24 protein-coding genes and 1 riboswitch are annotated in these 25,916 nt (G+C 27.5%); of the genes, 3 read left to right on the plus strand and 21 right to left on the minus strand.

Annotated elements, in window-relative coordinates; genetic code table 11:
• Positions 1-49 precede the first annotated feature (49 nt).
• Complete coding sequence (locus GFJ41_RS09005; RefSeq protein WP_170075160.1) at positions 50-859, plus strand: MerR family transcriptional regulator; 810 nt, start codon at positions 50-52, stop codon at positions 857-859.
• A 27-nt stretch (positions 860-886) separates the two neighbouring features.
• Here the strand turns inward: GFJ41_RS09005 and GFJ41_RS09010 are convergent, their stop codons facing one another.
• From GFJ41_RS09010 to GFJ41_RS09045, 8 genes are all read right to left on the minus strand, one after another.
• Positions 887-1,675, minus strand: coding sequence for an ABC transporter ATP-binding protein (locus GFJ41_RS09010; RefSeq protein WP_332840810.1), 789 nt, complete (start codon positions 1,673-1,675; stop codon positions 887-889).
• Positions 1,647-2,564, minus strand: coding sequence for a FecCD family ABC transporter permease (locus GFJ41_RS09015; protein WP_465231397.1), 918 nt, complete (start codon positions 2,562-2,564; stop codon positions 1,647-1,649). The genes GFJ41_RS09010 and GFJ41_RS09015 overlap by 29 nt, the downstream gene beginning before the upstream one ends.
• Before the next feature lie 91 nt (positions 2,565-2,655).
• On the minus strand, positions 2,656-3,573 hold the full coding sequence (locus GFJ41_RS09020) for an ABC transporter substrate-binding protein (protein WP_332840982.1): 918 nt from the start codon (positions 3,571-3,573) through the stop codon (positions 2,656-2,658).
• Between the two features lie 11 nt (positions 3,574-3,584).
• On the minus strand, positions 3,585-4,094 hold the full coding sequence (locus tag GFJ41_RS09025; RefSeq protein WP_035117510.1) for an ATP:cob(I)alamin adenosyltransferase: 510 nt from the start codon (positions 4,092-4,094) through the stop codon (positions 3,585-3,587).
• Between the two features lie 244 nt (positions 4,095-4,338).
• Positions 4,339-4,511: riboswitch (cobalamin riboswitch) on the minus strand.
• Between the two features lie 80 nt (positions 4,512-4,591).
• Positions 4,592-5,335, minus strand: a complete 744-nt coding sequence (locus GFJ41_RS09030) for a hypothetical protein (protein WP_052169238.1) — start codon at positions 5,333-5,335, stop codon at positions 4,592-4,594.
• On the minus strand, positions 5,335-6,009 hold the full coding sequence (locus tag GFJ41_RS09035) for a hypothetical protein (RefSeq protein ID WP_170075161.1): 675 nt from the start codon (positions 6,007-6,009) through the stop codon (positions 5,335-5,337). Before GFJ41_RS09035 ends, GFJ41_RS09030 begins: the two co-directional genes overlap by 1 nt.
• Positions 6,010-6,151: 142 nt before the next feature.
• A complete protein-coding gene (locus GFJ41_RS09040) occupies positions 6,152-6,823 on the minus strand; it encodes a PspA/IM30 family protein (protein ID WP_035117514.1) in 672 nt (223 codons plus the stop codon).
• A 129-nt stretch (positions 6,824-6,952) separates the two neighbouring features.
• Positions 6,953-7,750 (minus strand): RelA/SpoT domain-containing protein, encoded by a 798-nt coding sequence (locus GFJ41_RS09045; RefSeq protein ID WP_170075162.1) that lies wholly within the window; start codon positions 7,748-7,750, stop codon positions 6,953-6,955.
• A 158-nt stretch (positions 7,751-7,908) separates the two neighbouring features.
• Here GFJ41_RS09045 and GFJ41_RS09050 point away from each other — a divergent pair, with 158 nt between their 5' ends.
• The gene (locus GFJ41_RS09050; protein WP_168930821.1) at positions 7,909-8,766 is read left to right on the plus strand and encodes a GGDEF domain-containing protein; all 858 of its coding nucleotides are present in this window, start codon (positions 7,909-7,911) and stop codon (positions 8,764-8,766) included.
• Positions 8,767-8,808: 42 nt separating this feature from the next.
• Here the strand turns inward: GFJ41_RS09050 and GFJ41_RS09055 are convergent, their stop codons facing one another.
• The 10 genes from GFJ41_RS09055 to GFJ41_RS09100 all read right to left on the minus strand — a co-directional run bounded on the left by GFJ41_RS09055 (position 8,809) and on the right by GFJ41_RS09100 (position 20,701).
• A complete protein-coding gene (locus GFJ41_RS09055; RefSeq protein WP_168930818.1) occupies positions 8,809-10,125 on the minus strand; it encodes a sensor histidine kinase in 1,317 nt (438 codons plus the stop codon).
• A 22-nt stretch (positions 10,126-10,147) separates the two neighbouring features.
• Positions 10,148-10,861 carry a LytR/AlgR family response regulator transcription factor gene (locus tag GFJ41_RS09060; RefSeq protein WP_035117523.1) on the minus strand — a complete coding sequence of 238 codons (714 nt, stop codon included), beginning with the start codon at positions 10,859-10,861 and terminating at the stop codon, positions 10,148-10,150.
• 160 nt (positions 10,862-11,021) lie between these two features.
• Complete coding sequence (locus GFJ41_RS09065) at positions 11,022-12,200, minus strand: PAS domain-containing sensor histidine kinase (RefSeq protein ID WP_226890247.1); 1,179 nt, start codon at positions 12,198-12,200, stop codon at positions 11,022-11,024.
• 120 nt (positions 12,201-12,320) lie between these two features.
• Positions 12,321-13,781, minus strand: a complete 1,461-nt coding sequence (pdxR, locus tag GFJ41_RS09070; RefSeq protein WP_035117527.1) for a MocR-like pyridoxine biosynthesis transcription factor PdxR — start codon at positions 13,779-13,781, stop codon at positions 12,321-12,323.
• Between the two features lie 139 nt (positions 13,782-13,920).
• Positions 13,921-14,319 (minus strand): hypothetical protein, encoded by a 399-nt coding sequence (locus GFJ41_RS09075; RefSeq protein ID WP_035117529.1) that lies wholly within the window; start codon positions 14,317-14,319, stop codon positions 13,921-13,923.
• A 37-nt stretch (positions 14,320-14,356) separates the two neighbouring features.
• Complete coding sequence (locus GFJ41_RS09080; protein ID WP_035117532.1) at positions 14,357-15,895, minus strand: YfcC family protein; 1,539 nt, start codon at positions 15,893-15,895, stop codon at positions 14,357-14,359.
• 152 nt (positions 15,896-16,047) lie between these two features.
• The gene (gene arcC, locus GFJ41_RS09085; RefSeq protein WP_206001537.1) at positions 16,048-16,989 is read right to left on the minus strand and encodes a carbamate kinase; all 942 of its coding nucleotides are present in this window, start codon (positions 16,987-16,989) and stop codon (positions 16,048-16,050) included.
• Between the two features lie 89 nt (positions 16,990-17,078).
• Entirely contained in the window at positions 17,079-18,074 is a 996-nt protein-coding gene (argF, locus tag GFJ41_RS09090; protein WP_021430502.1) for an ornithine carbamoyltransferase, read from the minus strand.
• Positions 18,075-18,106: 32 nt separating this feature from the next.
• Positions 18,107-19,327: an arginine deiminase gene (gene arcA / locus GFJ41_RS09095; protein WP_029878201.1), complete on the minus strand. Its 1,221-nt coding sequence runs from the start codon at positions 19,325-19,327 to the stop codon at positions 18,107-18,109.
• A 183-nt stretch (positions 19,328-19,510) separates the two neighbouring features.
• Positions 19,511-20,701 (minus strand): MerR family transcriptional regulator, encoded by a 1,191-nt coding sequence (locus GFJ41_RS09100; RefSeq protein ID WP_052169239.1) that lies wholly within the window; start codon positions 20,699-20,701, stop codon positions 19,511-19,513.
• 356 nt (positions 20,702-21,057) lie between these two features.
• Here GFJ41_RS09100 and GFJ41_RS09105 point away from each other — a divergent pair, with 356 nt between their 5' ends.
• The gene (locus GFJ41_RS09105; protein ID WP_035117538.1) at positions 21,058-22,398 is read left to right on the plus strand and encodes an alanine/glycine:cation symporter family protein; all 1,341 of its coding nucleotides are present in this window, start codon (positions 21,058-21,060) and stop codon (positions 22,396-22,398) included.
• Positions 22,399-22,471: 73 nt separating this feature from the next.
• On the opposite strand, the gene GFJ41_RS09110 is transcribed toward GFJ41_RS09105, so the two are convergent.
• The 3 genes from GFJ41_RS09110 to GFJ41_RS09120 form a co-directional block, all read right to left on the minus strand.
• Positions 22,472-23,368 carry a D-alanine--D-alanine ligase gene (locus tag GFJ41_RS09110; RefSeq protein ID WP_025162555.1) on the minus strand — a complete coding sequence of 299 codons (897 nt, stop codon included), beginning with the start codon at positions 23,366-23,368 and terminating at the stop codon, positions 22,472-22,474.
• Positions 23,369-23,464: 96 nt separating this feature from the next.
• Positions 23,465-24,352 carry a cation diffusion facilitator family transporter gene (locus GFJ41_RS09115; RefSeq protein WP_035117541.1) on the minus strand — a complete coding sequence of 296 codons (888 nt, stop codon included), beginning with the start codon at positions 24,350-24,352 and terminating at the stop codon, positions 23,465-23,467.
• Between the two features lie 346 nt (positions 24,353-24,698).
• The gene (locus GFJ41_RS09120) at positions 24,699-25,880 is read right to left on the minus strand and encodes a M20 metallopeptidase family protein (protein WP_170075164.1); all 1,182 of its coding nucleotides are present in this window, start codon (positions 25,878-25,880) and stop codon (positions 24,699-24,701) included.
• Positions 25,881-25,916 lie beyond the last annotated feature (36 nt).

Below are 25,916 nucleotides of genomic sequence, written 5' to 3' on the forward strand. Positions count from 1 at the left end.
GTAACTATATTGTCAATGAAATTTTAAAATAAAATTTGAGGTGATATGTTTGAATTTTACTGTAGGCGAATTAGCAAAGTTAAATGGAATGAACAAACAGACGCTAATCTATTATGATAATATAGATTTATTTAAACCTAAAGTTGTTGATGAAAGTAACGGATATAGATACTACACTTCTGATCAATTAGAAGTGTTAGATAGTATATTAGTTTTAAGAGAACTTGGAATTCCTATAAAAGAAATTAAAGATTTTTTAATTAAAAGAGATGATAACAAAGCATTAATTCTTCTAAAAGAACAAAAAATCAAGTTGCAATCTCAACTTAAAAATTTGAAAAAAAGTATAGCAAGGCTTGAGAATAAAATAGAAACAATAGAAAGCTTAAATGAATATGATGATAAAATTTACTTTCAAGAATTACAATCTGAATTTATCATTACACAAAAAGTAGAAGAACCTTTTCAACTTTTACAAACTGATATCGCATTTAAAAAATTATTAACTATAGTTAATAAAAATAAATATCCATACAACTATCAAGTAGGTACAATAATATCGTTAGAAAATTTACTTAGCAAAAACTATACTACTGCGCATTCCGTATTCTTCCCCTTACATAATAAATTAAGTGCTCCAAATGTTTTAAAAAAAGCTGAAGGACTTTATGCTACAACTCTTCACAAAGGAGAATATAAAGACGTAGGAAAAACTTACGAAATACTAATAGATACTATAAATAAAAAAGGTTATGAAATGACAGGACCTTCTTTTGAATATGGTATTTTAGATAGCTTAACATCTTATAGTTCAAAAGATTATATAACAAAAATATCTATACCAATAAAAAAGCTTTAGCAATTTTTTAAAATCGCTAAAGCTTTTTTATTTCCATTTTTCTAAAACCTCTAACATAAATTCCTTTATGTCTATATTATAAACTTCTTTTAAATAATCTCCATTAAAAACTTCTCTTGAGCTTCCATAACAAACTATCTCTCCATGATTTAATAAACAAACTGCATCACTAAAATAATGAACTAAGTTTAAATCATGTAAAACTCCAATAACAATTTTATTATTATCTTTTGCCCATTTGGATAAATGTTCTAACAACTCAATTTGGTATTTTAAGTCTAGATGATTAGTAGGTTCATCTAATAGTATAACGTCTGGATCTTGAGCAATTGTTCTTGCTAAAAATACTCTTTGTAACTGTCCACCACTTAATTCATTTATGGTTTTATCTTTTATATCACTTAATCCTACCTTTTCAATACAATCTAATACTATTTTTTTATCTTCTTTACTTAAAGAATTAAATACTCCCGTTGAATGTGCATACCTACCAAGTGCTACAGTTTCATATATGGTATATGGAAAATATATTTGAGTTATCTGACTCATAAGTCCTACTTTTTTCGCTAGATTTTTCCTTGAAAAATTACAAACTTCCATACCATCAATAGTTATACTTCCTTTATATTTTATAATATTAGCTATAGATTTCAAAAGCGTACTTTTTCCACATCCATTTGGTCCTACTATGCAAAGATTTTTTCCTCTTTCAACTTTAAAATTAACATTTTTTATAACATCAACGTCTTCATAACCACAATAAAGATTTTTTACTTCTAACATGTCATCACTTCTTTCCTTTGCTAAAATACACATATGCAAAGAATGGTGCACCTATAATTGCTGTAATAGCTCCTACTGGAAGCTCTGCTGGGGATACAATTGTTCTGGCAATTAAATCTGTTATAACCATAAGTGATCCTCCAAATACAAAAGACATAGGTATTACATATTTATGTTTTGATCCAAATACCCTTCTTACCATATGTGGCGCTATTAAATCTACAAACCCGATTGTTCCACTTAATGCTACTGCACTTCCCGTTAAAATGGCTGAGTGTATAAATAAATGTTTTTTAACCCTATTTGTATCTACACCTACTGCCTTTGCCTGTTCTTCTCCAAATGTTAATATATCCATTTCTTTTGTGTATCTTAAAACTCCAATAACACCTATAATTAAAAATGGAATTAAAACTCTCACATATGACCATCCCTTCATAGAGAAGCTCCCCATTTGCCAAAGACTTATACTTTTTATATCTTCACTAAAAAGTGCTGTAAGTGTTGTTAGTAATGCATTTACAAAAAGCGAAAAAACCATACCCGCTAGTATAATTGTATTATTAGCCATAGTTTTATCTATTTTAGAAGAAAAAACTATAACTCCATATACTGTTATCAATCCACATAAAAAACCTATTAATGGCAATGTCAATTGCCCGAGAAATGGTATAGATATTCCAAGAACTATAACTAATCCAGCTCCTAAAGATGCTCCTGACGATACCCCTAAAGTATAAGGAGATGCCAATTCATTTTTAAGTATTGACTGAACTACCGATCCACTAACTGCCAAACATCCTCCAACCATAAAAGCTAATAATACTCTTGGTAGTCTAAGTGACCATATAATAGATATATCTTTTGGCTCTATCCCTTCTCTTAATGGTAAATTTATAACCTTATTTAAAATTATACTCATAGTATCTAATATATGAATATTGGAACTCCCTATGGAAGTTCCAATACTGATTATAAAAAATACTAGAGGTATAGATAAAATCGCTAAAGTTTTATTTTTGTTTTGCGTACGCATCTGGATTTATGTACTCTGCCATTTGTTTTAACGCTTTTACTACATTTTGAGATGGTCTTGATGATGCATTTGTATCAATTAAGTATACTTGTCCATTTTTCACTGCATTTACATTTTTCCAGCCTTCACGCCCTTTTATATCTTTTACTGCATCTTGAACGTAATTTACATTAGTTAATATTACATCTGGATTTTTTTCTATAACTGATTCCTCACTAGGTGATATCCAAGCTTTTTGGTCAACGAAGATATTTTCTCCACCTACTAACTCAATCATTTCATTTAAAAATGTTCCATTCCCAAAGCTATATAGATTTGGAGCTGGGCCAATTTCAAAATAAACTTTCTTTTTGTCTTTTATTGTTTTTCCTATTTTAGCTATTTCATTAACTTGAGATTTCATATTATCAACAATTTTTTGTCCTTTTTCTTTTGTCCCAGTTATATCAGCTATAAACATTATGTCATCGTATATACCTTGTATGCTATCACTACTTGGTATATATGCAACACTTATACCAGCTTCTTTAGCCACTTTAAATGGATCTTCACTATTTCCCGTTTTATTATGTCCTGATGCTATAATCATATCTGGCTCTAAAGATACTATAGCCTCAGCATCCGGATTTGCAAAATCTATTAATTTTATATCTTTAGGTAATCCAGGTATATCAGCTGAATATTTATCAACAGCTACTAATTTATCTGCAAGCCCTAATTCAACTAGCACTTCTGTATTAGATGGAGCTGTAGATATTATTCTTTCTAATTTTTTAGGAACTGTAAAATCATTTCCCTCTCTATCTTTTACTACTATTTCTTTTTTGCCGCATCCTACGACCGCCAGCATAACTACTAAAAAAGCAGTTATTAATGTTAAAATTCTTTTTTTCATTTTCATTCTCCTTACTTATAATTTCTACTTATAAATTCAGTTTCTTGTATTCCTTCATCTTTATTAAGCTTTATAGCTAGTACAAAAAAATACCCAGATAACAGATTTGCAAAATCAAATAATAACTCATCTACATAATTTCCATTTTCTTTATATCTATGTAATAACCTTACTAGTCCTTTGCACTTTGTTCTTATAATATGTGCATAACTTCCACAAACCCCACCTTGAGGTAAAACAAATTTATCAAAAATACCTTTTATCTCATCTTGGTAAGATAGTGTTCTAGATTCTAACCATTTTAACTCATCGTTTGTTACGCTTACAAATGTTCTAAGTGATGCATTCATGTGATATACAAGTTCATTTATATCACTTAATTCTTTTTTTAAATTTTCATCAACTATAAAAGCTCTTAGTAATCCTATTGTACTCGATATTTCATCTGTAAATATTTCATAGTCACATCTTAAATCATCTGATTTATCATATAAAAATGGATATGCTAAATATTTTGACATTTTTTCATTCCTTTCGTGTTGATTTTACATAACAATGATATAATTCTATTTTTTTTATCTAATTCCTTTTATTGAAACTTATTTGCAAAATAAATAATTTTCAATAAATTAATTATAAAAACTTAAGTAAAACCTATTTTTATACAAGTTTATATCAATAGTTTCTCAATTTTAAAAGGCATACTCAGAGAGTATGCCTTAATCTATTCGTGTATAATCGCCTTTATCCAACCCTCAGAAGATAATTAGCCTTTAAGCATTGGCAGGTATCCCGGCTTAGCTTCATTCTACTCTCAATCCTTCCCAATTTCTCAGTGGATACTTAGATTTCGTCAGCTTTACGGTTACTGGGGTAGCTTAGAATTTACATCTAATTCCCTATTAAGTCTATTGACACCTAATACTTACTATTTAATTTTCATATTGTTATATAGTCCATTATACAACAATATGAAATAATGTTCATTATATATTTCTAATTTGGTAAAATAAAATTACTATCTGTTTCTTCTACTTCTTATAAAATCTATTATAATGTATAAAACAATTAATGCAGTTATAATCATAACTATATCCATTATCATAGGGCTAATTCCCATTCTATACCCCATATATCTAAATGGATTATATCCTCCAAATCCAAAAAATCCTCTACCATATGCTGGTGGTATGTATGTTCTTCTACTAGATCTACCACCATAGTCATCATAATCATCATTTTTTTTATTTTTAGAATTTGAAGTATCGTTTTGATTAGATTTAGAGTTTGTATTTGGTTTAGTACTAAAACTTCCTGAATCAGGCTTTGTTGTGCTTGATTTTGGCTTTGTAGTATTATTATCTGAATTATTGCCAGTAGTTCCTTCATTTATTGTTGCTTCAGGTTTTGGCTTAGTGCTAAAACTCCCCGAATCAGGTTTTGTTGAACTTGGTTTTTGCTTTGTATAGCTACTACTTGATTTACTAGAGCCAGAGCTTGGTTTGCTAGAGCTCGAACTCGATTTAAAACTACTTGAACTCGGCTTAAAACTACTTGAGCTTGATTTAAAACTACTACTTGATCTACTTGAACTATGTGAACTATGCGAAGAACTACCTCTAGCTACTTGATATTCAACCTTTGAAGTTTCATTTTTATTTGAAGTTGCATATGAATTTTCTATTGAAAAAGTAAATGCACAAGTTATAGAAAATATAAATACAGTTAGAAAAAGAGTTATATTTCTTTTTAATTTATTCATTATACATTTAACCCCATTTCTATGAACTTATTGTATAATCTATCCAAATTCGATGTATCATCCCCAGTTATTACTGAATCATAACTCTCTTCCCCTTTAAATTTAAAATACTCTAATAGTTGTTGATTGTCTTTATCTTTACTATCTACTAAATATACATATCTACTTAATGCTTCATCTTGTATTTCTATTAAATATCCCTTAACATCAAACTTGAATTCTTCATCTCCATTATATAAAGTTACTATATCTGTAGATTTTGTAAATACAAATTTTTCCTTATCACAATCATACGTGTATTCTAATTCCCTACAGTTTATACATCTATTAAAATTACACTCATTTACGCAATTGATACACTTACACATTTTACATTTATCTAACTTATTTATAGACTCTCTTTTATCTCTAGTTAAATAATACTGTATTTCATCTTCTATATTATTTTTCTTTTTAAATAGTTTAGAAAATATATTCTTATCTTCATTTTTTTCTTCTTTTTCTAAATCATTTAAAAAAGCTATATACCCTGACAAATCATCTAACTTTCTTATAAAAACTCTTTTTCTTAATTCTTCACTATTTAATATTTGCTTTAAATCATTTGCTGCAAATACTAAGTCTGTGTACATTTTATTGTATTTTTTCTTTTCATTTAAAATTCTTTCGTCCATACTATACCTCCTAAAAAAATTAACAAATTAAATATTAATATAACTATATTCTATAAGTTATCCACAAATATTAGTTAAATATAATTCCCTAAGCGTAAAAATAAGGTAGATAGCTTTTAACCATCTACCTTTAGTAGTATATCTATTTATTCATTTCTCTTTTTATTCTCTCTAGTTCATCTTCAACTTTAGAATCAACCACTGGTGAATCATTTATATACTCGTCAAGCATATCATCTTCACTCTTTGTTTTCATAGTTTCTAAAGCTTTACCATAACTTTCTTTTTCTTGTACTTTCTTTTCAAGTTCATCTAAGTTTATACCATGGTCATCACTTAATCCTGATAAAGTTTCATTAATCTCATTATTTATTTCTGCTACATCAAGTCTAGTAGCTAATTCTTGTTTTTTAGACTTCATTTTAGATATTTCAAGCTCTAATTCTTCTATTTTGAATTTGATTTCTTGTATTTTTTTATCTTGAGATTCTATTCTAGCTATAGTTTGATTTAATTTATCTTGCATTTCTAATTTTTGTTTTACAAAACCTTGAGCTTTTTCATTATCTTCTTTTAATAATGCTGCTTTTGTAGCTTGCTCGTATTTTTCTATTTTCTCTTCTAATGATTTTTTCTCATTTCTTATGTTATCTACTGATGCTATAAAATTTGCACATTGCTTTTTTGCATCTTGAAGTAATTTTTCTTTTTTAGTTATTGATAAATCTAACATTTCTATTGGATCTTCATGCTTTTCTATAGCTTTATTTGCCTTAGCTTCCACAACATTTTTTAATCTTTTAAAAAATCCCATTTAGATAGTCATCTCCATTCATATTTTTTATATATTTACATTTAATATACAATTTAATTTTTTATATTAATATATATAATAGCATAAATACTATATTTTTCTATAATTATTTATATTTGTTACTATTTGTTATTTTTTACTTATTACTTCTTTTAAGTTCTCTATTTCTTTATCTTTTTTCTTTAACTTCTCTTCGTATTCTATTTTTACATCTTCTATACTTTTATTTAATACATTAATTAATGATGCCATTTCATCTGAACTACCTGCTATTCTATTCAGTAACATCAAATTTTGTGCTAGGACATCAGGAATCTGTTTATGTGAGTATCTAAGTTGATGGTCTATTTCCCCATAACCTTCTTCAAAAATAGTTCTTACCTGTATTTCTGCAATTATTTTTTGTGTAGTTGGATATGATTCTATTATATAATGTACTGATCTATATCCTGATAATCTTGAACATACTTCAATTCCTAGTTCTTCGAATTTTTTTGTGTTGTCACCTTCTCTAACATTAGAAACAATTTCTAATACTTTCCACATCCTAGTAATAAAACTATGTATTTCTTCCCAATCTTCTTTAAATATATGTATTACTCTTATTCCTAGTAAATCAGTTATTTCATTTTTATAGTTATCTACAGTAAAATTAAAATCATTTCCATATTTTAATCGTCTATCTTCTATCTTCCTTATTATTTTTTCAATTAAATGTTCAGGATCCTTAACTCTAGTTTTCACTGAGTGAACCTTTGGGTGACTCCTTAATATAGTAGCTATTAACTCAGCTTGAGTTTCATAGCTTTTTCTATACATCATAAAATCTTCATAGATATACTCAATTTCATCCCAATCTATATTATTTTTTATTAACTCTTTATCAGTTATTTGATATTTATCCAGGAATTCATCTTTTCTTAACATTATGCTCCCTCTCTTTTGATTTAGTTCATATTCTATTATATCTCATATTTTGTATTTTTAACTATATTATTAATCTTTAAATTTGCAAATAAATTAATAAAAACTTATAATATTTGTTAATAGTATTTTAAAGAGAGGAAGTGAGTTTTTTGAATTTCATGAAAAATAGTATAAATATACTTGATAACGTTTTTGTAATTCAAAGAATTGTAGATCCTAAGCACAAAAAGATAATAACGCTTGATAATGATATAAAAATAGATAATGATCATAAATGCTTTGAGTTTTGGAAAACTGGGGCGGCTTGTTGTAATTGCATCTCTATGCGAGCTTTAAATGAGAATTCATCTTTCTCTAAGTTAGAATATGTAGATGAAAAGCTGTATATGGTAATATCAGCGCCCGTTAATATTGAAGGTGACATTTATATTGTAGAACTTATAAAAGATGTTACAAACGATACTATGTTTTCAACTTACACCAATAAAACTGTTAACGAACTTACATCTGAAATTAATAAATTAAATATGCTTATTGTTACTGATGAATTAACTAATATTTTTAATAGACGTTACTTAGATGAACATCTTCCTGCTCTATTAAAAAACCTATCTTTACCTGATTTTTCAGTTAGTTTGATAATGTTAGATATTGATAAATTCAAAGATATAAATGATACGTATGGACACTTATGTGGGGATTTTATAATTAAAGAGGTGGCAAGTTTACTTGATTCTTATATAAAAAATTTTGGTGGATGGACCTGTAGATACGGAGGAGATGAATTTATAGCTGCTATAGAAAATAAGTCTGAAAATGAAACTTATACTATAATAAATAATTTTAAAACCTTTATTGGAACTAGAGAATTTTTATATGAAAGTAATAAAATCAATATTACTTGCAGCTTTGGAGTTTCTTACCTTAATAACGAAAATATAACATTTAATGATGCTTTAAATTTAGTTGATACAAAACTATATAAAGCTAAAAGTTCAAGAAATTCAGTATGCTAGTCTCAATATAAAAATGCTATTTTAGTTTTTGAAATAGCATTTTTATATTGGAATAATAAACTTTACGGTAAAACAATACTCTTCTATGTTAAAATCTATGACCCCATCATATTTTTCTATTGTAAGCTTTAAATTTTCAATACCAATTCCATGATTAGCTTTATCTTTTTTTAAAGTTTCTATTTTAAAACTTTTATCTAATTCAAGTGGGTGTTTATTTTTAGAGTTTTTTATAACACATATTAATTTATTATCTATAACATCGCAATATAAATGAATATACTTTTCTCTTTTGTTATCATCTAAATTCACACATGCCTCTATTGCATTGTCTATTAAATTATTAAATATTATTGATATATGCATATTTTTTATATGTATATCTTTAGGTATAAATATATCATATTTTAATTTTATTCCATATTTTTTACATATTTTTATTTTGTTTTTAATAAGCGCATCCATTAAAATATGTTCACTCACAAAATAGCAATCCATTTCTTCAATTTCTTTATCTATCTCATAAATAAAGTCCACTGCTTCTTTATGTTTTTTAGATGCTATTAACTGATTTAAAGCAAACTTATGTTTTTTAATATCATGAGCAATATACCTAACTTCCTTCATATATTTTTCATATTCACTATAGTGTTTTATTTGATTTTCTAATTGATTGTTACTTACTTCAAGATTATATTTTGTGTAAGAAAGTTCTGCCTTTATCAATATATTTTGAATTATTAACTCACTAACCAATGTATAAACTATTATATATTTAACAATCTCTATGCTACTTTCACTTATAAATATCAATTTAAAAAAATATGCTATTACAATGTTATCTACCCAATAATTTATAGTGACATAAATGCAGTATTTATATTGTTTATTTAAATAAATGTATTTGTTTTTAATCCTTGTATTCATAAATCTATAATGCATTACTATAAATATGCCTATAGATATAACAGATATTAAAATATCTATTATAAAATACCCATTTGATAAAACATTTAAAGAATAATTATACTTTAAAATAAAATCAAATATACATTTATATATTGTAGATGCTATTAAATTTGAATATAGTGCATATTTTAAAATTGTAAAACCCATTAAAATTATACTGGTTTTAACTTTTAACTTTTTTATATATATATATATTATTAAAAGTGAAATTACTGAAAATATTATTATGTATAAAGTTGTATTGTATATCTCCATTAGTGTTGTAAATAAAGGTAATAATATAATTATAATCATAGACACAATATCTTTATATGTAATTTTTATAGATCTAAAGTAATTATAATATATGAAAATTATAAATCCGATTAATCCAAATATGTAAACAAACAACTTGTCCTCCTATTGTTATACGTTAATCTTTTAAATTGTAATTTATATATTTTTCTTTTAGCTCTAAAATCTTTAGCCTACTAACCATAGCTTTTTGTGAAATATCAAAAAATATTTCTCTTGAAGCTATCTTTCGTATCTTTTTTATATTAACGATATAACTTCTATGACTCCTATAAAAAAAATTTCCATCTAACTGTTTCTCTATATCTTCTAACTTTCCATAAAATGATTTAGTTTCATATTCTCCATTAAAATCATAGTGTACGGTTATAGTTCTATTGTTTACTTCAAAGAAATATATACTATTTACATTGAATTTAACAATTTCTTTTTGCATTTTTAAAACTATAGTTCTAGTTTTTTGATTTTTTTTTACCTCTAAAATAATTTTTTTTAATTTCTCTTCATTTAATGATTCTTTAAGCAAATATTCATATACATTTAGTCCATATCCCTTAATTGCATATTCTGAGTAATTAGTAAGAAAAACTATGCATACTTCTTTATCTAAGAATCTTATCTTTTTAGCAGTTTCAATTCCATCTATATCGTCCATAACTATATCCAATATAATTAAATCAAAATCTTTATCATTAATATCATCTAAAAGTTTCAGTCCTGAATCATACTCAAAAATAGTAATACTTGTATCTATTGATTTTGAAAATTTAGCTATATAACTTTTCACTGTGTCTCTGTATATTTTTTCGTCGTCACAAATAGCTATTTTCAACCTTATAACACCTTCCATTTTTTATTTGTAATATAATTACTTTTTATAATAACATTTATAATATATAGCGTAAACGATAATAAAGATAGAAACATAAATTTCCATCTTTATTATCACAGGCTTATATAAATTATTATTTTAATCATATTTTTTAACTCTATTAATATATATCAGAAAATTCTATACTCATAGGATCAAATCCACTTATTACACATGGAGTAGGTACTTTATCTTTTGAATTACCATTTTTAAACGGAAGTTTTACAATAAACTCACTACCTTCATCTAAAGAAGTATTCACATCTATATTCCCCCCATATATGTTGACTAATGAGTTAGTTATATATAAACCTAATCCACTTCCTTCATTTAGTTTTACTAATCTATCATCCACATAGCTTAATTTTTCAAAAATACATTTTGTATATCTATTTGGTATCCCAACTCCATCATCTTTAACTTTTATAGTAATATAATCTTCTTCGCAAGTTAATACAACTTCTATTTGCCCATTTTTCTTGTTATATTTTATTGCATTAGATAATAAGTTTAATAAAATTTTTTCAATAATATTTTCATCAAATTCCCCAATATGTTCTTCTTCATTTGTATCGAAAATTAAACTTATACCCTTTTCTTCACAAAATAGAGCAGTTTTTATACAAATATTTTCTACAAAGTAGACAATATCTCCCATTTTAAAATTGCATTTTATCTCATTTGAATCTAATTTAGTTACATAAACAAGATTATTAGTAAGTTTTAACAATCTGAAACTATTTTTTTTTATAATATCACTAATGTATTTAATTTCATCTACATCAACTTTTCGCATTGAATCAATATTAAAACTTAATAATTGTAATGAACTAGTAATTGCATTAATTGGTGTTCCTAGTTCATGATATAAATTTGAAAAGAAATCAGATTTTAATTTTTCTATTTCTTCATATATATATGCTGTATTAGTTATATCTCTAACCATTCCAACAATTCCACAAACTTGATTTTTACTATCTAACATCGGAGTTTTTGTTATTTCTATATGTTTTCTTTTTTGATTTTGCATTTCTATTTCTGTTTGATATATTCGCTTTGATTTATATATAATTACTTCTTTGTCTTTTTCTTCAAAAATTTTAGATTGTTTATTATGTCTGTATATATCTTTATCTGTTTTTCCTATGATTTGGTTAGATGTCAGTCCTAAACAATTACAAAACTCTCTATTACAATAAATATATATCCCCTTTAAGTCTTTATAAAATACTGCATTTAAAACTGACTCCCCTAATGCAAACCCTAAATCACTTTTATTTTCAGCTAAGTTATGGTTCATTTTTACCACTCATATAAACCCCCTTTAATTTTTTTAATCTATAAATTTTTTAATATTTATTACTATATTATATAAAATAAAAGTAGATTTAAGTCGCATTTGGTTGTGAAATGTATTTTTTTAGTTGTGAAATGAATTTATTGACTCTCCTATAATTTTTATTCCTTTTTCAATCTCCTCAAATGAAAGTCTTGAAAATCCCAGTCTTAATGTATCTTCACCTTTTTTATTTACATAAAATATATCTCCTGGCATAAATATAACGCCTTTTTCATAACATCTTTCCAGTAATTCCCTCGAATTTATATTTTTTAGCTTTATAAAAATATGAAGTCCACCTTCACCCAGTATATATTCATTTGGTATGTATTTATTTACGCATTCATATGCATAGTTAAACTTTTCTCCATAAAACTTCTTTATTTTTTTTACATATTTTTCAAATGCTCCATTACTCAGATAGTCATAAAGAACTGCTTGATCTAAAAACGAAACATGAATACTCTTGCACCTTTTCACACTTTCAAGCCTTGAAATCACAGTTTTGTCACATAATATCCATCCTATTCTAAGCCCTGGGAAAAGTATTTTTGAAAAACTTCCTATATATACAACTCCATTATTTAAATTATCTAAAGATGCGATTGGAAATATATGAGAACTAGAATACAGTAACTCTTCATTGAATCCATCTTCTATTATTGGAGTATTATGTTTTTTCATTAATTTATAGAACTTGTATCTATTCTCTGGATCCATAACTAGTCCTGTTGGATTATGGTATGATGGAGTTATATACGCAAACTTAGGCTTAATTCCTTTTTCTTCTAAAAAATCTAGTTTTTCTTCTAGCATGTTAAGATTTAATCCATTATTATTTATATCTATGCCTACAATATTTAATCCTAAAAATTTAAATATCTTTTTTGCTGTATTGTGAGTTGGATTTTCACATATTATATAATCACCTTTATTTGTAAATGACGATAGAATAAGCTCCAGCCCCTCTGTAAATCCATTAGTTATTAATATATCTTTATTGCTTGTATCTACCCCTTTACTATTCATATAGCTAAGTAAATAATCTATAAGCGGCTTGTATCCTTTTGCATATCCATAGTTTAAAATTTTGTGACCCTCTAGTGATATTCTATTTAAAAAGGCCTTTTTAAACTCATCTATATCAAATAGCTCTCCATTTGGAGCTATACTTTTAAAAGATATTAAATCACTCCTCCATGGAATTTCATTTTTTACAATATCCATATCATTAGCTATTTTTGTCTGTTCATTTTCAAGGCAGCTAAAATCTATATTCCAAGATTTATTCACAGATACATTTTTATGATTTACGAAAGTTCCTTTTCCATAAACTGAGTAAATTACACCATCTGCTTTTAATTCCTCATATGCAGAAATTATAGAATTTCTACTTACATTTAAAAACTGACTTAACTCCCTTGTTGATGGCAATTTACTATTGTCTGGTATTAACCCTTTATTTATCATATCATCTATATACTCTTTGATTTGTATATAGATTGGCTGTTCATCATTTAGTTTTAAATTTGAAAATAGCACTTAATCACCTCTTACCCTTTTTAGTCCTATTCAATATAATATCAATTATTTTATACAACTTGCAATTATATATTGATATTTTAATAATAAAAGGGCTTATTCAAAACATATTAATATCTTGAATAAGCCCTTATTATAATTATTTCAATTTTAAATTTAAATTAACCTTACTCTGTAACATATACACTAATATAGGAATATACATATAAGTTAAATATCCTTTGATATTAAACATTGTTATTATCAATAAAAATGAAAATATACTTGCTGTTCTAATTGATGCTTTTTCACTTTTGTTCAATATAGTAAGTATAGTTCCACTCATTATGCCAAATAGAATTATCATAAGTGAAAATGCAATAAATATACTTAGTTCTTGAAATTTAATAGGCATATTAGGTATCGATGAATATAAAATTACAAATGTATATGTCATTGCACCAAATGCAATATATGTCTTTCCCATAGTTTTTTTCTTTATTATAAGAACAAAAGTAAAAATTAAATATAATAAACTAAGCAAACTTACCAAACTCATATACATCACCCGTAATTAATTTTATTTTGAATTATGTTTATATGCCTAATATCACCGGCATTATAGCTAATATTAATAATGTAGTAATAAATAAAATTAATAGTAATTTGCCTATAAACTTCACCCATGTTACATAATCAATTTTAGATATTGCCAATCCTCCCATTACAACTCCAGATGTTGGAGTTATTAAGTTCACTATACCACTTCCTGCTGAAAACGCTGAAACTACAATTTCAGGTGCAATATTTAATTTCTGAGCAAGCGGGGCAAATATAGGCATAGATACTGATGCTAGCCCCGATGTAGATGGTACTAAAAATGATAGACCTATATAAATAATGTAAGTCATATTTGCAAATAAAATCCCTGATACTCCACTCAATACCCCAGATGCTTTATCTAATATATATATATCTAACCCCGCATTTGCCATCATAAAAGATATTCCTCTTGATATCCCAATTACTAAAGCAACTCCCACCATATCTTCGCAACCTGAAATAAATGAACTTACAATATTGCGTTCTGACATTCTATATACTAATCCTATTATCACGGCCATTATGAAAAACCATGATGTTAACTCAGGGAACCACCATGATCCTAATGAAGCTCCGTTTAACCATGATGTTGAATTTTCAAATATTTTTATTCCAAAGTCACTCCATGGAACAACTCCTAAAATCATAACTACAAATGATAAAACAAATAACACCAGTACAAATTTTCTTTTTCCTGTAAGTTCTAATATTTCCTCTTTATTTTTGCTAAATGATTCATTAGCATCCATAATTTCTTTTTTAGACAATATAGTTTTTGACTTATCCAAATGTACTTTCTTAGCATATCTCATTACATAAATTATAGATATAGATAAAGTTACAATCCATAAAACAATACCTATTATTATTATCGTTCCTTGATTTATTTGAACTCCTGCAGCACCCGCTGCTGAAACAGCTGCTCCTATAGCAAATGGATTAACCGTAGACCCTAATACTCCACACCCACATCCTAACAATAGTATAGACGCCCCTACAATAGGATCAAACCCAGCTGCTATCATAGTGGCAGTTATAAGTGCATAAAATGCTAATGATTCTTCTGCCATACCATAAGATGTGCCTCCTAGTGAAAAAATTATCATTAATACTGGTATTAGCATCAATTCTTTTCCTTTAAGACGTCTTACCAGACCTCCTACACCCGCATCTAATGCCCCCGTTTTAGTTACAACACCTAGAAAACCACCTATTATAAGAACAAATAGTGAAACATCAATAGCTCCCTTAACCTGCCCCACATTAGTTACACTAACTAATGCTTCTTCTTTATTATTTATTGTTTTGAGAGCACTTTCTACTCCACCAGAATTCATAGAATCATTTATTTCACTTTCTAAATTAACATCTTTAACTCCTATCATCCCTGTAACAGGTGCCATAACAACATCTGATAATTTAGCATTTTTCACCCCTGGAACAAATTGTGTCGCTAAGGCTATACATATCATTATAGCTAGTAAAACTGTGTATGCAGAGGGGAATTTAAATTTATTTTTTTTATTTAACATTATCCGTACCCCTTTATTATTTATTTTACAAAAAGGCTGACTCAAAATTTAAATTGCTAATGGATAAATATATATTTCAATTATATGTTTACCATTTGCCATAGATTTCGAGTCAGCCCTTTTTAGTAATGTTTGTTTATATAATTTTACTTTTATTTTCTTTTATATATTATAGTTCCAGTTTTTCCATGTAAAGCTTCTTTAGCTTTTTCTAATGATGTTATTAAGGCTTTACCATTTGTAGATGATTCTACAAAATCTATACAAGCTTCTATTTTCGGTAACATAGAACCTTTTGCAAAGTGTCCTTGCTTTGAAAATTCAATCGCTTCATCGAGATTTATAGAATCTAAATCTTTCTGGTTAGGCTTATTAAAGTTTATAGAAACCTTATCAACAGCAGTTAATATTAATAGCATTTCTGCATCTAAATCTTTTGCTAATTGAGCACTAGATTTATCTTTATCTATAACTGCATCTACTCCTTGAAGTGATCCATCTGAATTTTGAATTACTGGTATACCTCCACCCCCAACAGTTATAACTATGCTTCCACTATCGACTAATTGTTTAACAGTATCTAGCTCAACTATTTTTTGAGGTTTAGGTGATGCAACAACTCTTCTATAACCTCTTCCTGCATCTTCTATAAACTTAAATCCTTTTTCATTAGAAATTTTTTCAGCTTCTTCTTTTGAGTAAAACATCCCAACTGGCTTTGTTAAATTTTTAAAAGCATCATCATTTTTATCCACTATAACTTGAGTTACAATAGATGCAACATTGCTTTTTAGATTTCTTGCATTTAATTCATTTTCTATAGACTGTTGCAAGTGATATCCTATATAACCCTGACTCATTGATCCACACTCTGCAAATGGCATAATTGGCGTATTAGCTCCATTTTGAGATGCAAAATCCATAGCTAAGTTTATCATACCTACTTGAGGTCCATTGCCATGCCCAACAATTACATTATATCCATCTTCATGTAAGTCTACGATTGTTTTTGCAGTATGTTTAACTAAATCTAACTGCTCCTTTGGGTTGTTCCCTAAGGCATTTCCCCCTAATGCTATAACTAATCTTTTCATAATCTCATTCTCCCATTAAGTATATTTCAATGAAATTTACTTATCATATATATTTTTAATATGAAAAGTTTTTAATTTTATATTATTTGTTACTGACCTATTGTAGCTGCCATTATAGCTTTTATTGTATGCATTCTATTTTCAGCTTCATCAAATACAACTGATTGCTTAGATTCAAATACTTCATCTGTAACTTCCATTTCAGTTATACCAAATTTCTCATGCATCTCTGCTCCAACTCTAGTTTTCAAATCATGGAATGCTGGTAAGCAGTGCATAAATATTGCTTCTGGATTAGCATTATTCATAACTTGTTTATTAACTTGGAAAGGTTTTAATTGTTTTATTCTAGCTTCCCAAACTTCATCTGGCTCACCCATAGACACCCAAACATCTGTATATATAACATCAGCATTTTTAGTACCCGCCATAACATCTTCTGTTAATGTTATAGTGCACCCATTTTGACTAGCTATTTCCTTGCATGTATTTACCAAATCTTCCGCTGGGAATAATTCACTTGGAGCACAAGCCGTAAAGTTAAGACCCATCTTAGCACAAGCAACCATTAAAGAGTTACCCATATTGTTTCTTGCATCCCCCATATAAACAAAGTTAACACCTTTTAATCTTCCTAATTTTTCTTCTATAGTTAATAAGTCAGCTATCATTTGAGTTGGATGGAATTCAGTAGTTAACCCATTCCATACCGGCACTCCTGCATAAGCTGCTAATTCTTCTACTATTTCTTGTGAAAAACCTCTATATTCTATACCATCATACATTCTTCCTAAAACTCTAGCAGTATCTGCTATAGATTCTTTTTTACCCATTTGAGAACCTGTAGGTCCTAAGTATGTAACCCCCATGCCTAAATCCATTGCTCCAACCTCAAAAGAGCATCTAGTTCTAGTTGAATCTTTTTCAAATAAAATTGCAACATTTTTTCCATTTAAAGTTTTATTAACTACTCCAGCTCTTTTTAAATCTTTTAAGTTTTTAGATAAATCTAATAAGTATCTTATCTCCTCGCTTGAAAAATCTAATAATTTTAAAAATGAACGACCTCTTAAATTAACTCCCATTTGTTATTCCTCCTAATAATATATTTTTAATTTTATAATTCTCTAATTAAAGGCATCGACATACATCTTGGACCCCCACGCCCTCTTGATAATTCACTTGACGGTATTACGTGTATTTTAATTCCATTATCTACTAATAATTTATTAGTAACATAATTTCTAGAATATACTATTACTTCTCCTGGTTTTATGCACAATGTGTTTGAGCCATCATTCCATTGTTCTCTATCTGCTATAACTTTATCTCCCCCTCCACACTGTATTAATTTGACTTTGTCAACTTCAAGATGTTTAGCTAATATACATTCCAACTCTTCATTGACTTCTTTTATATTAAGTTCTTGGCATTTGCCTTTTGTTATTTCAAATACTTGTAATGGTCCTTGTATTCCTGGATGTATAGTAAATTTATCAACATCTATTTGTGTAAATACTGTATCTAGATGCATCATTGCTCTATTATTTGGAATGTTGACTGCTAGGATAGTTTCTATTTTTTGATTATTACTATTGAAGAAAATTTGCTTAGCTATATGCTCTATTGCTGAAGCTTCTGTTCTTTGTGATATACCTATTGCTAGAGTTTTTTCAGTTAAATTTAATATATCTCCACCTTCTATATGAAACTCAAAATCTCTATCATAAAATCTTTCTACTTTTCCTTTAAAGTCTTTATGATATTTAAATATATAATCTGCATATAAAGTTTCTCTATTTCTAGTCACTGAATACATTTTATTTAAACTGACTCCATTTCCAATACTTGCAAATGGATCTCTTGTGAAATATAGATTTGGCATAGGATCAGCTACAAAAGGATATTCATCAGCAGTTAAATCTGATAAACTTTTTTTACTTAATTGTGGTAATTCATTTTTATTTATACCTGCCATAGTTTTTCTTATTAATTCTTCATTATTTTCAAATGTTTTGAGAAACTTATAAACATTTTTTTGAAGTTCCTCACTTTTAATTCCTGCCTCTTGTATGAATTGATTTATAAATTTTTCTTTTATATCCTCATCTTCTATAGCTTCAGCTGCTAATTCATGTAAATATACAACCTCTACTCCATTAGATCTTAACGTATCAGCAAATGCATCATGCTCTTGCTGAGCTACTTCTAAAAATGGAATGTCATCAAATAATAACCTTTCCAAATATTCAGGCGTTAAGTTTTCTATTTCTTCCCCTGGCCTATGAAGTAGAACTTTTCTTAATGGCTTTATTTCACTTGTTACTGTAATTCCCATAATAATTCCCCCTTCATTCAATTAAATCTTATGTTTTTTTTATTATTAATATGTCAATAATTTAATGGTATATTTAAAAAATTTTATATTTTATAGCTGTTAATGTTTTAAATCCAATTTTTTTGTTTATTATTTAACATGTTTACTTCTAGCTATAAAATCTAAATTTATTAAAACCTAATTTTATAATTTATTACTTTTAAATAAAATGTGACTATTAGTTATATTAATTGCGTTACTTTTTTTTATATTTTTATCAATATAAAATTCAAAATCTTTTTTCTTATTATCTACTATTTCTAAAATATTACCTGGAATAGTGTATATGTACTCTAATATAGCTTTTGTGTCATTTACAATTAAGTTGTCTTTATACAAATATTTATCAATATTTTCAAAGTATTTATTTAGTATTAGTTCAGCATTATCAATGCCAAACTTAGCAGATAATCTTTCTTCAGAAATTTTCATCTTTTCATTAAATCCTAGCAATAATTGTTCTAATTCTCTCATATGATCATTTCCAATAGTTGAACAATAAAACTGCCCTTTTTTCTTTAATACTCTATGTATTTCTGATAATACTTTATCTAAGTCATTCATGTAAAATAATATATGATTTGCGATTACGATATCAAAACTTTCGTCTTCAAAAGGAATATCATTAGGATTTATTCTCTTAAATGATAAATTTTTATTATATTTGTCTAGGTTTCCTTTAGCTTCATCTATCATGTCCTGACAAATATCTGTTAGTGTTATGTCTATATCGATATCTATATTATTTAAATTTTTTAACCATAAAGCTCCATTACCACATCCAATTTCTAGTACTCTACATTTTTTATTTAAATCCATATTTCTAAATACCCAGTTATACCATCCATCTTTATTTGAGCTAAACTTTTCTTGCAAAATTATATTTGCATTTAAATTAGATGAATCTATGTACTGTTGCAATAATTGTTCTTCATTTTCTAAAATTTTGATTATATCGATTGTATTATTTAAATCTAATTCTGGAGCACTTTCCATACTAGTCTCTGCAGTCTCTATTATGTCTAAAATTATTTTCATATGATTTATTTTATTTTTAATGATATTTTTTTGTAATTTAAAAGAATTAGCCATGTCATCTTTTCCAAAGCTTTGAGATTCAATTTCCATAACTTCATCTAATGATAGACCTAAATATTTTAATACTAGAATTTGTTTTAATTTCAGAAAGTCTTCTTCTGAATACAACCTGTGACCTTGATTGTTGTGATGTGATGGTTTTAGTATGCCTTTTGTATCATAGTACCTTATAGTCCTGATTGTTACACCAGCTTTTTTAGCAAATTCACCTGTAGTATATAACTTTTCTTCTTTCATTATATCTCCCCCAAATTCATTGCCTAATTATATTCTATAGGGTTACGTTACGTAACAGGCAATATATAATTTAAAAATTTTTTATTTTTTTATTTTTTCTTATTACTATGCTTATGCATATTTGATTTTTAAAATTAAGAAATATAAATTTTCATTAGAATTTTGCAATTATAACTAGTTAAATACTAAAAAATCTAACTACAGTTATTTATCACTTCAATAATTTAATTATAAATCTAATTAATTACTCTATAAATATATTTTTACATATTAAATTTTAATTCACATATATAATAACAAAGGACTCAATTAAAATTTATTAAAACAAGCATACAAATTTATAAGGGAGGGGTTTTATGTTTGATGCTTTCAAACATTTAGTAGATTGGCTCTGGCTTTATCCTATTTTAATCATATTAGTTGGTGGCGGGATAACAATGTCAATTACTTTAAGATTTTTTCAAATAACAAAATTGCCATTTATATTAAAAGAAACATTTGGGAAAATATTTAAAAAAGGAGAAGGAGATGGAACTATTACTCCATTTCAAGCTGCTACATCTGCTCTAGCTTCTACAATAGGGGCTGCAAATATAGTAGGGGTACCTCTAGCTATAGCTACAGGAGGTCCTGGTGCTATATTTTGGATGTGGATTATTGCCATATTTGGATGTGCACTTAAATACTCAGAAATTATATTAGGTATTAAATATAGAGTTAAAAATGAAAATGGTGAATATGTTGGTGGTCCTATGTACTACCTTAAAAATGGCGCAAAAATGCCTATTTTAGGTTCATTGTTTGCATTTTTCTTAATGGTAGAAATTGCTCCATCTATAGCTACACAGTCAGCTTCTATTGTCCAAACTGCAGAAACTATAAATATACCACCTGTAATATCAGGCATTGCAGTTGTATTTATAGTTGGATTAGTTGTTTATGGAGGTATAAAAAGAATTTCGAAAGTTACAGAAAAATTAGTACCTTTTATGGCAATCGCATATTTTTTAATCGCACTTATAGTTGTATTGTTTAGCTTTGAAAATATACCAGCTACATTTACCTTAATATTTAAAGGTGCTTTTAATCCTACTGCCGCTGCTGGTGGTTTTGCAGGGTCTGTTGTTTCTGCAACAATAAGAACTGGTGCTGCTAGAGGAGCTTATTCAAATGAAGCAGGTATGGGTACATCAACAATTGCTCACTCTGCTGCTGTCACTGATTATCCAGCAAGACAAGCTCTTTGGGGTGTATTTGAGGTAATCGTAGATACTCTTTGTATATGTACAATAACCGCATTATTAGTTTTAACTACAGGTACATGGTCTGGTGTTGGCGCTGACAAAGCTGCTGCTATGCCTTCAATGGCAATTCAAAGCGTGTTAGGAACTAAATTCGGTGGTGGATTTTTAACTATCTGCATGCTTATGTTTGTTCTATCAACTTTAATAGTAATAATTTTTTACGGTGAAAAACAAGCTGAATATTTATTTGGATTAAAAACCTCTAAAATTGTTAGAGTAATTTATTTATGCTTTATAATGATAGGCGCATTATGTAAATTAGATAATATAGTTGTATTGTTAGACTCTGCCCTAGCATGTGTTATAGCTACAAATATGATAGGGGTAATAAAACTTCGAAAGGAAGTAAAAGAAGAATCTGATAAATTTTTTGAATCTCAAAATTTAAAATAATATAAATAAAAAACAAAACAAGCTAACTTGATTTAGAGATATGTCTCTATTTTAAATTAGCTTGTTTTTTATATTAGTTTAAAGAATATTCTATTATTTTATTTATTAACTCACTAAATCCTATACCGTTAGCCTTTGCGCTTCTTGGAATTAAGCTAGTTTGTGTCATTCCTGGTAATGTGTTTAATTCTAATACATAAGGTACTCCATCACTTATTATTACATCTACTCTAACATAAGCTTTGCAGTTAAAAGCTTCCCAACATCCTTTAGATATTTCATTTACTTTTTCTTGTAATTCTTTTTCTAAATAAACCACTTCTTCTGTAGCTCCGTTTGAACTATATTTTGATTCAAAATCGAAAAACTCTGAATTTGCTGTTATTGATATAGTAGGGAATACTTCTCCATTTAATATAAATGATGTATACTCTCCACCTTTTATATATTTTTCTATCATTACACAGTCATCAACTTCTAGTCCTTTTTGTACTGCGTTCAATACTTCTTCTTTAGACTTTATTAAAAATGTTGCTACACTTGATCCTCCACTATTTGGTTTTATAAATACTGGATATCCTATTTTTTCTATTTCTTCGTAATCTATATCTTCTATTTTTCTAACTACTGTCCATGGAGCTGTTGGTAAATTAGAATCTCTTAATATTTTTTTAGTCATATTTTTATCCATGCATAAAGCACTAGTTAATGGATTACATCCTGAGTATGGAATATCCATAGCTTCTAAAATAGATTGGACACATCCATCTTCTCCAAATTTACCATGAAGAGCTAAAAATGCAAAATCTATATCATCTGTTACCTTAGTAAATATATCTTTTTTATCATTTAATACAATCTTTACTGCTTCATGTTTATCTCTATCTATATTGTTAAAAACCTCTTCGCCTGATCTTAGTGATACTTCTCTTTCAGAAGATATACCACCCATTATAACTGCTATTTTCATCTATCTCACTCCTAATTATTATCTTTTACGTCATTACTTATATAAACAGTATATGATTTATGGATTATATCTTAAAGTACCACCCATAGTCAAGTTTTATATATCAGTGGTTTTCTTCTTATAAAATGGTTCTATATGAATTATGACTTGAGCGCTTTTATTTATATTCTTTCTTATAGAAGCTTCAATATCATGGTTTAATTTATGAGATTTTTCAACAGTTATATTAGGTTCAACCATTATATGCATATCTATATGCACATCACTTTCACTACCTCTACTTCTAATGTTATGAACATCTTTTATTTCATTAAAGCTTTTAAGTATGTCTTTTATAGCCTCTTCATCAACTATTGCTTTATCAACTAAAACATCTATAGTAGATTTAAAAATTTCATATGAAGCATGAAGTATAAACCCTGCAACAACTAAGGATGCAATAGGGTCAATTATAGCTGGTAACCCTAATCTAACCCCAACTAAAGTTAATAAAACTCCAATAGAAACAAATATATCGCTTTTAGTATGAAGTGAGTCTGATATTAGTATATAACTATTTAGTTTTTTACCTATTCTATATTCATAAGTACATACAAATACATTTATTATAAGAGTTAATATTAATACAAGCAAACTTCCAATTGTTATTGTTGGTTCAACTGGATTTTGAAATTTTAAAATACCTTCAAAAATAATTTTACCACCTATAAATAAAAGCATTGCCCCTATAAAAAGACCTGATATAACTTCAAATTTCTTGTGTCCATATGGGTGTTCTTTATCTTTTGGCTTAGATGCAATGGATACTCCTATTAACCCTACAATATTTGATGTTCCATCAGATATTGAGTGAAATCCATCAGCAGTCATACTTGCACTTTTTATAATACTACCAATTGCTATTTTTAATATTGCAACACCTATGTTTGCAAATAATATTATCCATAAAACTTGTTTTACTTTTTTATAATTATCAGATAACATAACTAACCTCCTTAATTTTATAAACAAAAATTCGCTTTGCTCATGTCGCCAACGACATTGTCCGTTGCTCAAAAACTTTTTTGCGCTTAAAACAAAACTTAAAAATTCCTATACCTGTTTAATCTACAATTTTTCGGTTTGTTAATTCCTAAAGCGCAAAAAAATCCATGGAAAAGTTTTTAAACTATCCCATGGATTTATAATATCCACTGCTTCCTAAGAAACCCAGCACATAATAATACGTGCCTGATAACTCTATTTAACATGTTAAAATTAATTTTAATTCTATCAATTAAATATCTTACTGTCAATATTAATTTATATTCAAGTTAGACTAATTATGTTACTAATTATTTAAAAAATTTATTGCTCCTTCTACTAAAAGCTTGCATCCCTTTTCAAATACTTCTTCATTAAGTTTTACTTTGGGATTGTGAAGAGGGTAAACTTCCTCTCCCTCTATTATTGTGTTTAATCCATAGTATACTCCAGGTATTTTTTCGAAGTAATAAGATGCATCCTCGCTACCCATAGCTCCTTTAGGTAAAAGTATCATTGAGTTTTCCCCCCATATATTTTTGCAAACACTTAATAATTCATCTACCATATCACTATTATTATTAAGTGCTGGATATCCATATTCATATTCATACTCATAACTTCCACCCATAGTCTTTGTTACCCCAGATACAATTTCTTCTAATCTTTTGTTCACAAAATCTCTAGACTCATTTTCTAAACATCTTACCGTTCCTAATATCTCCACATAATTAGGTATTATATTATATACTGGAGTTGCTGGTTGTTCGCTTTTTATATTAGATATACTTATTACAATAGGATTTTGAACATCATTTTCTCTTGTTAATATTCCTTGTATCATGTTTATAATCTGATTTGTCATAAATATTGGGTCTTTTGAAAATTCTGGAGTAGATGCATGTGCGCCTTTTCCAATAATCTTTATTTTAAATCTGTCTGATGACGCCATCATACCTCCTTTTTTTGTTACAATCTGGCCAGGTTTAAAATATGGTATGCTCATAACATGTTGAGCTATAATAGCATCTACTTTTGGATTTTCTAAAACACCTTCATCCATCATTACTTTCGCACCTCCCCCATATTCTTCTCCAGGTTGAAAAATAAGTTTAACTTGCCCATTTAATTTATCTTCATTTTCTTTTAATATTTTTGCTGCACCTAAAAGCATTGCAGTATGTGCATCATGCCCGCATGCATGCATATTTCCATTTGTTGACTTAAAATCTACTTTTGTTTCCTCATGTATCGGAAGCGCATCCATATCAGCTCTTAATGCTATTACCTTGCCATTTGTTTTTTTACCTATCAATGCTGAAATTCCAGTACAATCTTTAAACTCCTTATACTTTATTCCCATATTTTCCAATTCATTTTTTACGTAATCTAATGTCTTTGGTAAATTCAACCCAATCTCCGGTATTTGGTGTAAATCTCTTCTACATTTAATTATGTATTCACTTATATCTTCTTTATATCTTAACATTTTAATTACCTCCAATATCAATAAATATTTTCAAAT

Source organism: Paraclostridium dentum (genome assembly GCF_012922555.1).
In the GTDB taxonomy this organism is placed as follows: domain Bacteria; phylum Bacillota; class Clostridia; order Peptostreptococcales; family Peptostreptococcaceae; genus Paraclostridium; species Paraclostridium dentum.